Genomic DNA, 7,906 nt, shown 5'->3' with positions numbered 1-7,906 from the left:
TACGCCGCCACCCTCACCGCAACGGACGATCGGCTGCGCAACCCGGACCAGCTCCGCCGATCGCCCGTTGCTTCAACGGCGCCATCCGGCGCAACATCCGCCGAGGCTCTAACCGCTGCTGGATGAAAATCCAGTGGCAGGTCAGCGGGTATCGACGGGAGGACAGGATCACGCTTTGCAGTTGGATGCGCTCAAGGGCGCTGGGTGCGAGCGGGTCTTCATCGAGACGGCGAGCGGGACGAAGGCTCAGCGAACCGAACTCCGACAGGCGCTCAGCTACGTCCGCGAGGGTGACGTGATCGTCGTCTACAGCCTGTCGCGGCTGGCCCGCTCGATCCGGCACCTGCTCGACATCGGCGACGAACTGCAACGCCGCGGCATCGGGCTCAAGAGCCTGACCGAGAGCATCGACACGAGCACGCCGGGCGGGCGGTTCCTGTTCAACGTCCTCGGAGCCTTGGGCCAGATGGAGGTCGAGCTTCTGCGCGAGCGGACGATGGCAGGTCTTGCTGCGGCGAAGGCGCGTGGTCGGGTTGGCGGTCGTCCTCGCACGCTCGACGCCACCAAGCTGATGGTCGCCAAGACGCTGTTGGCCGAGGGCACGCTGACGATGGCGGAGATCGCCGAGCACATCGGGGTCGCACCCTCGACGATCTATCGCGCGCTGCCGGGTGGCAGGAGCGGGGTGGCGGCTTGAGCAAGCTGACGAGGCTCGTTGCCGCTGCGGCGATCTACTTCCTGCTGGTGATGTGCGCAGGCTTCGTCCTCGGCACCATCCGTGAGCTTCTCCTCGTTCCCAAGCTCGGGCGAGCTATCGCGGAGCCTCTGGAAGCGCCGTTCATGCTGGCCGCCATTTTGTTGGCAGCATGGGCAACGCTGCGCTGGCTCCCCCTTGAGCCCCAGACGGGCGTCCGCTTGGCCATGGGCGGTGTCTCGCTGGGCATGGTGCTGCTGGCCGAACTAGCGTTGAGCCCGCTCGTGCGGGGCAGCGTGCAGGCGTGGTTCGACAGCTTCACCCCGCTGACGTTGGCCCTGAGCTTCATCCTATGGAGTGCTCACGTCTTGGCTCCCACTATCGTGCTGCGGAAGGGCATCGCAGCGTAGCCGTCAGACCTCGGTCCATCCTTCGGGGACAGGCCCGATCTTCTTCTTGAGGCCAGCGAGCGTAGTGTCCGGTCCCAGCCAGCCGGTGAGGTGGCCACCATCTCCGGTGCAGACGGCGAGGTAGGTGTCCCGGCCATATCGCGTGCGGAGGTTACCCTGAGGGTAAGGGGTACGGTCGGGAACGGTCAGGAAGCCGTCCTCATCACCGATACCTACTCTTCGTCGGGCAATCGCGTTGAGGCGTACCACGAGACGATGTGGGCACTGCCTCGGACAGGCGCGGTGAACGCGAAGTGGACAGACCGGCATCGGTTCGCCACCGCGATCGCCCACAGCAGGTCGAACTGTCTGGTCGGAGTTCCGATCACCAACCGCACGACTGGCTTTACGTCGATGATCGCGCCGACGCGCTTGTCGTCCTCGTCGTCGCTGACGCTCACTTGTAGCTGAGCCTCGGTGACGCCTGTCAGCGGCTCGTCGAGGTGCCCGACCATCTGGATGTAGGCCGAGTGCGGGCCGAAGTGACGAGCCCCCGGATGGGTGCCGAGGCTGACCTCGCTGCGATCGACGATGAGGTGTCGAGAGAGCACTTCTGGTCTGCCTCTGCGCGTGGGCTTCCTCGGCATTCCGAACCTCCGTTTGCCACATCTCGTGACGCACAAGGCTTACCCCTTGGATCAGGCGAACTCGCTGTCGATCTGACTGCGCAAACCCCTACTCGGCCCTTGTTGGGCACGGTTTTGGACGGTCAGGAAGCCGTGGGAGAACCGTCACAGGATATGTCTCAAGGCCCAGCGCTACGCGCCGGTCCTGCTGGCTGTCGAGCCGCTCCGCTCACTGCGTTCGCTCGCTCATTCGACAGCCATCGGTCTCTTCAACAAGGTCTGACAACCCATACTCGATGGGATTCATTCTCATCATCTGCACCCAAGATCACGTCCTTCTCTCCCCCCCTTCCGCTCGCGTGCGAACGGAGAGAGGAGAGATATCTGCACCCTGAGTCGGTGTGCCCCCAGATCGCGGCGCGCCGGTCTTACCCGGCAGCAGGTGGTTGCCCGAGACCTGCATGAGCCGCTGCTTCTCGGTCCCGACCACCTGACGGGTGAAGCTTTGGGATGGTCCGCCTGTGCGCGCTAAGGGCTATTGCGCCGAGCGCCTGTTTCACAGGGCGGGTCTTGTGCTTCTGGTGTCGTATGGACCCAACGGTTATGGGAGTGGATCGCTCCCCAAGCTCGCACGCGGTCAATCTGGGCAGACCGACGTGCGCGGACAGGGGTCAATCGTCAGACGCGCCTGTCCTCTTTGTGACGTGCCTTGTCGCGAGAGGGTCTCGCCGAGGGGCCGCTTATCACCCTCCTCTGGGAGGGTGCTCGCCTCGTCGGCTGCTCTGCCTCATCGTCCCGGTCATCGGCGTGGTCTCGAACCACACCCCACAATCTCCCGGCAACGGTCTGTGCGGCGGGGGAAGCCGCGATTACCCCCTGAGCAATATGAGACAGCATACCCCAAGCAGGGGTGCTTCCGCATTATTTATCAGCGCGTTAGGGCGCGCCGATTCCTAGTCCAGCCGCAGCTTGACCAGCACCAGATCGGCATCCGAAGCGACCTCGATGGCCACCTCGATGACGCCATCGAGACGCCGGTTCCAGACGCGCCGCACCACTTCCGCTCCGGCGTTGGTCGCTTCTTCGACAACCTCCTCGACGAGTTGCTGGGCCGCGACCTCTGACAGGTCGAGCCCGTGATAGACGCGGCAGCCACCACGAACGAGTTCGTCCGCCATGGCTTGTGCCTTGAGGTCGATGGCCTGCGGCGTGATGGTGTGGGTGTGCGTCCGAGACGGGCAAAGCACGGGCGTGAAAACCTCTGGTCGAGCAATGCTCCCTTTGTAGCTGATGGGGAGGTCGGATGTCGAAATAGGAGTGCGCCGCCCTCTAGTCCTCGTCGAACGAAGGCCGTCGCATCAGCCAGAAGCTAACGGAACGCGAAGCACAAAGCCGGGCAGATCGAGGGCCTTGACCTGTCCGAACCCGGCCTCCGCTACCACCGTTTCCATCTGACACCGAGCGGGTTCGATTGGATCGGACCAAGGCTGATGCAAGTGGTCAGCTTGGTTCACGGCGACGGATCGCGCGCAAGATCCATCTGCTTACGACCATGACGAAGGCCAGCGTCCAGAGGGCCGCAAGTCCATAGCCGAGGCCTGCCCCGCGTTCGGGATCGAGCCATGATCCGAGTGCCATCAAGGCCATGGGCAGGGCGATGACCAGCACGATCAGGACGACGGGACCAGCCGCTAGCCAGATCACCGACATGGCGTCGCGCATGGTGCGGACGGATTTGGTCATCGAGGAAGGATAACAGAATAGGCGGAAAGTGTCGCCCGCTCCCCTGCACTTCGGTAAGGCACCGGGTGCTTGCCGGGGTCCGAACAACCAACAAGGTCCGTCGCGCCGTCATCCTCTGCGCGCGGTGGGGCGGCCGGCGGCACCCGCCTTCGACCCGGCCGCTCCCCGTCGCCACGCAGTGCCCCCCTCACTTCCCCTCGTAGAACCCCTTCACGTCCTTCGCCATCTCCGCCCGGCTCGCCGTGCGCAGGTAGAACATGTGGCCGCCCACGTAGGTGCCGAAGTAGAGGCGCTTGCGGGCGTCGGGGCCGCGGGTGGACTGCTCGAGGAGGTAGCGGGAGAGCAGGTAGTTGGCGTTGAGGTCGTGGTAGCCGTGGACCACGAGGGCTCGGAGGTCGCGGTTCTGGGCAAGGGCGACGTTGAGATCGTCGGGGCCGCCGAGCGTCGAGCCGCGGTCCCAGTGCATGTTCACCTCGGTGATGTTGAGCGGGATGTAGGGCCGGTCGGTGACGTAGCCGAGATCCTTGCGGACATAGTCCATGAAGGGCGCCAGCAGCACGCCGGCGAGGATGGTGAGCGAGCGGTCCAGAACGCCGAGGCCCTGCGCCTCGGGCCGCGGGTTGTCGCTGGCCTGCGTGCCGTCATAGGTGTCGAGCACCTGGCCGCGCGACGCGAGCAGGCTGGCGACGAAGATGCTCTCCGACACCCGGCCGCGGTGGCGGGCCACGAGGGCGGGGTCGAGCCCGATGAGGCCGCCGACCTTCGCGTAGAACGCCGCCCGCTCCTCCGGGCTCGCGCGGCCCTGAGTCGCGAGGCCGGCGAGGTAGCCCGCCATGGCGTAGTCCTCGACCGCCTTGATGGCGGCGGGATCGGTGCCGAGGTTGTTCAGGCCCCAGTGGGCGGCGATGGCGGCCTGCGTCGGCAGCAGCGTCATCGGCGCGACCAGCGAATAGTGGGTGTCGGCGAGGTCGACGAAGAGGGCGGGCGAGATCAGCACGGCGCGGTTGATGTTGATGGCGTACTGCTCGGCCAGGATGCGCGAGAGCGCGGCCACCCGCAGCCCGCCGTAGCTCTCGCCGGCGATGCCCTTGGGCGAGCCCCAGCGGTTGTTGGCGGTGAGCCACTGCCGGATGAACCACGACATCATGTGGAGGTCGCTCTCGACGGCGTAGTAGGGCGCCGGGTCGCGGGGCTTGCCGTCGGGGCCGGGCAGCATGCGGCTGTAGCCGGTGCCCACGGGGTCGATGAAGACGAGGTCGGTGAAGGCGATCCAGCTGTCCGGGTTGGGCTGCAGGCGCGCCGGCACGGGCGGGAAGCTGCCGTCCCCGGCGGTGGCGATCGTCATGGGCCCGAGGGCGGACAGGTGCAGGTAGATGCTCGCGGCGCCCGGGCCGCCGTTGAACACGAAGGTCACCGGCCGCGTCGCCGGGTCGGCCCCCTTGGCGACGTAGGCGATGTGGAAGATCTCGGCCTCCGGCCGCTCCGGGTCCTTGCCGACGTTGAGCATGCCGGCGGAGGCCGTGTAGGCCGGCAATCCCTGCGCCAGCGCCGCCGGCGGACCGGCGGGGAGGATGAGCCACGAGAGGAGGAGCACGAGGGGCGCCGCGAGCCTGACCATTGGGTTCATCCCTGCATCCTCCCACCAGGGCCCCGCCAGTCGGGGCCGCCATGGCCCGGCCCGTGACGGCTCCGCTCACGCTACAGAGTGCCCGGGAAGACGGGCGTGCTTCAACCGGAATGCTGGGGACGGATTGACGCCCCTGAAGGCCATGGAGGCGGCAAGGGGATGCGGCGCACCCGCGTCGGAGGCGGCGCGGGCGCCATCCCTTTCCCAGCCCCGGCCCGGTGCCCTACATTGCGGCGGTCACGAACCGTGGAAGCCCCATGTCCCTGCGCCCGCCCCAGAGCCTGATGCCCGGCGGCACGCGCGCCACCGGCGCGAGCGTGCTGGAGGTGGAGATCGCGCAGCAGCGGGCCGAGACGCTGGGCGACCTCGGGGCGCAACTTGAGGCTGCGCTGGCGGCGCTGCGGGATTTCGACGCGAATGCCGGTGAGGCCGCGGGCGGGGCGACGGCAGGCGGGCCGGGGGGCGGCAAGGCTTCGGGAGCCGGGGCGGACGTGGCGGCGCAGCGCGACAGGCTCCTCGACAAGGCGGCCGACCGGGCGTGGGCGCTGATGATCCAGCGCGAGCTCAGCGGGCTCAGGCACTGGGAGCAGGCGGTGCGGGCCTACGGCATCCCGCGGGAGGTGCTGAACCGCATGGGCCGCATCCCCGAGCGGGGGACGAAGGGCGGCTGATGCGCCGAAAAGGGCGTGGCCCGCGCGTTCCGGAGTCCAGTGTTTCCCGGAGGGACCGGGGCCGAGGTCGAAACAATCAGAACAGGCGCAGCAGCAGCATCGTCGCGGCGGCGATGGCGGCGCTGGCCGGCAGGGTGATCACCCAGGCGACGACGATGTTGCCGGCGACGCCCCAGCGCACGGCGGAGACGCGGCGGGCGGCGCCGACGCCGACGATGGCGCCGGTGATGGTGTGGGTCGTCGACACCGGGATGCCGAGCCACGTCGCGCCGAAGAGCGTGATCGCACCGCCCGTCTCGGCACAGAAGCCCTGCATCGGGGTGAGGCGGGTGATCTTGGAGCCCATGGTGTGGACGATCCGCCAGCCGCCGAAGAGCGTGCCGAGCCCCATCGCCGCCTGGCAGCTCAGGACCACCCAGAAGGGCACGTGGAAGCCCTCGGGCATGTAGCCCTGCGAGTAGAGCAGCACCGCGATGATGCCCATCGTCTTCTGCGCGTCGTTGCCGCCGTGGCCCAGCGAGTAGAGCGCGGCGGAGACGAACTGCAGGCTGCGGAACGTGCTGTCGACGGCGAAGGGCGTCGCCCTGACGAAGAGCCACGACACGATGGCCACCAGCATCAGCGCCAGCAGGAAGCCGATGGTGGGGGAGAGGACGATGGCCCCGGCGGTCTTGAGAAAGCCGGCCCACACGACGGCATCGAAGCCGGCCTTCACCAGCGCCGCGCCCACGAGGCCGCCGATGAGCGCGTGCGAGCTGCTAGAGGGGATGCCGAGCGCCCAGGTGACGACGTTCCAGGCGATGGCGCCGGTCAGCGCAGAGAAGATGAGCGCGGCATCGACGACGTTTGCCGCAACGATGCCCTTGCCTACCGTCTCGGCCACGTGGAGGCCGAAGAACAGGAAGGCGATGAAGTTGAAGAACGCCGCCCACACCACTGCGTAGGACGGCCGCAGCACGCGGGTCGAGACGATGGTCGCGATGGAGTTCGCCGCGTCGTGCAGGCCGTTCAGGAAGTCGAACAGCAGCGCGACGGCGATGAGCGCGACGAGGAGCGGAAAGACGAGGGTCGCGTCCAAGGCCGGCCCTCAGACGTGCTCGATGACGATGGCGTGCATTTCGTTCGCCACGTCCTCGAAGCGGTCCACCACCTTCTCGAGATGGCCGTAGAGCTGCGAGCCGACGATGAAGGCCATCGGGTCGCTGGTGCGGTGGCGCTGGTAAAGCTCGCGCAGGCCGGCGTCGTGCAGGTGGTCGGCCTTCTCCTCCAGATGCGTCACCTTCTCGGCGAAGGCGCCGATGGCGGTGGCGTTGGGGCCGATCTTGCGCAGCAGCGGAACGGCGGCGGCCGTCAGGTCGGCCGCCTCCACAGCCAGGGCCGCCATGTCCTGCATGGCGGGCTCGAAGCTGCGGATGTCGAAGAGCTGGATGGCCTTGGCGGTCTGGTGCATCTGGTCGATGGCGTCGTCCATCGACTGGATGAGGTCCTTGATGTCGCTGCGGTCGAAGGGCGTGACGAAGGTGCGCCGCACTGAGAGCATCACCTCGCGGGCGATCTCGTCGGCCTCGTTCTCGTGGCGGGCGATCTCCTCGCACCAGCGCGGGATCGAATCGCCGCCCTTCATCAGCTCGCGGAAGGCCGCCGCGCCCGCGACAAGCGTGCGGGCGTGCCGCTCGAACATGTCGAAGAAGGCCTCTTCGCGCGGCAGGATGCGCCGGAACCAGTTCGCCATCGCCCCATTCCCCATCCGTCTCGCGTGATTTGCTAGCGCGGACGGCGGCCCGTGTCACTGACACGGGTCAATGGCGGGGCGGGCCGGCGGTTCGCCGGAGAGGCGTGGCGGGCGTCAGGCGGCCCTGTGCAGCATGCCGAGCAGGTCGCGCGGGTCGTCGGGATCGGCCAGGAGGTCGAGCTCCTCGTGGAAATCGCCGCCGGCGAGGCGCGAGCGGACCCAGCGCAGGGCGGAGAAGTCCTCCACGGCGAAGCCGACCGAATCGAAGACGGTGACGTCGGCGTCGCCGGCGCGGCCGGGGTGCTCGCCCGCCAGCACGCGCCACAGCTCGACCACGGGGTGATCCGCCGCAAGCTGCTGGATGTCGCCCTCGATCCGCGTCTGCGGCTCGTACTCGACGACGATGGAGGCGCGGCACAGGACG

At 67.9% G+C, this 7,906-nt stretch carries 9 protein-coding genes and 1 pseudogene; 3 read left to right on the top strand and 7 right to left on the bottom strand.

All coding sequences use genetic code 11. The features are described 5' to 3' along the window. The first annotated feature begins 133 nt into the window (after window positions 1–133). Complete coding sequence (locus ACX9GQ_RS12495) at window positions 134–697, top strand: recombinase family protein (RefSeq protein WP_459629873.1); 564 nt, start codon at window positions 134–136, stop codon at window positions 695–697. Beyond that, window positions 694–1,104: a hypothetical protein gene (locus ACX9GQ_RS12490; protein ID WP_459629872.1), complete on the top strand. Its 411-nt coding sequence runs from the start codon at window positions 694–696 to the stop codon at window positions 1,102–1,104. The genes ACX9GQ_RS12495 and ACX9GQ_RS12490 overlap by 4 nt, the downstream gene beginning before the upstream one ends. A gap of 212 nt (window positions 1,105–1,316) precedes the next feature. Here ACX9GQ_RS12490 and ACX9GQ_RS12485 read toward each other — a convergent pair whose 3' ends face one another. The 4 genes from ACX9GQ_RS12485 to ACX9GQ_RS12470 all read right to left on the bottom strand — a co-directional run bounded on the left by ACX9GQ_RS12485 (window position 1,317) and on the right by ACX9GQ_RS12470 (window position 5,070). Further along, entirely contained in the window at window positions 1,317–1,730 is a 414-nt protein-coding gene (locus tag ACX9GQ_RS12485; protein ID WP_459629871.1) for a hypothetical protein, read from the bottom strand. Window positions 1,731–2,662: 932 nt separating this feature from the next. After that, a complete protein-coding gene (locus ACX9GQ_RS12480; RefSeq protein WP_459629870.1) occupies window positions 2,663–2,956 on the bottom strand; it encodes a hypothetical protein in 294 nt (97 codons plus the stop codon). Window positions 2,957–3,209: 253 nt separating this feature from the next. Further along, the gene (locus ACX9GQ_RS12475; RefSeq protein WP_459629869.1) at window positions 3,210–3,452 is read right to left on the bottom strand and encodes a hypothetical protein; all 243 of its coding nucleotides are present in this window, start codon (window positions 3,450–3,452) and stop codon (window positions 3,210–3,212) included. A 187-nt stretch (window positions 3,453–3,639) separates the two neighbouring features. Then, the gene (locus ACX9GQ_RS12470; protein ID WP_459629868.1) at window positions 3,640–5,070 is read right to left on the bottom strand and encodes a S10 family peptidase; all 1,431 of its coding nucleotides are present in this window, start codon (window positions 5,068–5,070) and stop codon (window positions 3,640–3,642) included. A 266-nt stretch (window positions 5,071–5,336) separates the two neighbouring features. Here ACX9GQ_RS12470 and ACX9GQ_RS12465 point away from each other — a divergent pair, with 266 nt between their 5' ends. Continuing rightward, complete coding sequence (locus ACX9GQ_RS12465; protein ID WP_459629867.1) at window positions 5,337–5,750, top strand: DUF6665 family protein; 414 nt, start codon at window positions 5,337–5,339, stop codon at window positions 5,748–5,750. 76 nt (window positions 5,751–5,826) lie between these two features. Here ACX9GQ_RS12465 and ACX9GQ_RS12460 read toward each other — a convergent pair whose 3' ends face one another. The 3 genes and pseudogenes from ACX9GQ_RS12460 to ACX9GQ_RS12450 form a co-directional block, all read right to left on the bottom strand. Next, window positions 5,827–6,828, bottom strand: coding sequence for an inorganic phosphate transporter (locus tag ACX9GQ_RS12460; protein WP_459629866.1), 1,002 nt, complete (start codon window positions 6,826–6,828; stop codon window positions 5,827–5,829). 9 nt (window positions 6,829–6,837) lie between these two features. Beyond that, on the bottom strand, window positions 6,838–7,482 hold the full coding sequence (locus ACX9GQ_RS12455) for a DUF47 domain-containing protein (RefSeq protein ID WP_459629865.1): 645 nt from the start codon (window positions 7,480–7,482) through the stop codon (window positions 6,838–6,840). A gap of 114 nt (window positions 7,483–7,596) precedes the next feature. Continuing rightward, window positions 7,597–7,906: pseudogene (locus tag ACX9GQ_RS12450) on the bottom strand (ornithine cyclodeaminase); the annotation flags it as partial.

Source organism: Alsobacter sp. R-9 (genome assembly GCF_054612375.1).
Note: the sequence above shows the minus strand (reverse complement) of the source record. Positions and strands in the feature narration are given on the sequence as shown.

What these genes read in the sequence shown, in the direction of transcription:
- ACX9GQ_RS12485 (WP_459629871.1), bottom strand. Translation starts at nt 1,730, where the DNA reads ATGCCGAGGAAGCCCACGCGCAGAGGCAGACCAGAAGTGCTCTCTCGA.
- ACX9GQ_RS12475 (WP_459629869.1), bottom strand. Translation starts at nt 3,452, where the DNA reads ATGACCAAATCCGTCCGCACCATGCGCGACGCCATGTCGGTGATCTGG.
- ACX9GQ_RS12470 (WP_459629868.1), bottom strand. Translation starts at nt 5,070, where the DNA reads ATGGTCAGGCTCGCGGCGCCCCTCGTGCTCCTCCTCTCGTGGCTCATC.
- ACX9GQ_RS12465 (WP_459629867.1), top strand. Translation starts at nt 5,337, where the DNA reads ATGTCCCTGCGCCCGCCCCAGAGCCTGATGCCCGGCGGCACGCGCGCC.
- ACX9GQ_RS12455 (WP_459629865.1), bottom strand. Translation starts at nt 7,482, where the DNA reads ATGGCGAACTGGTTCCGGCGCATCCTGCCGCGCGAAGAGGCCTTCTTC.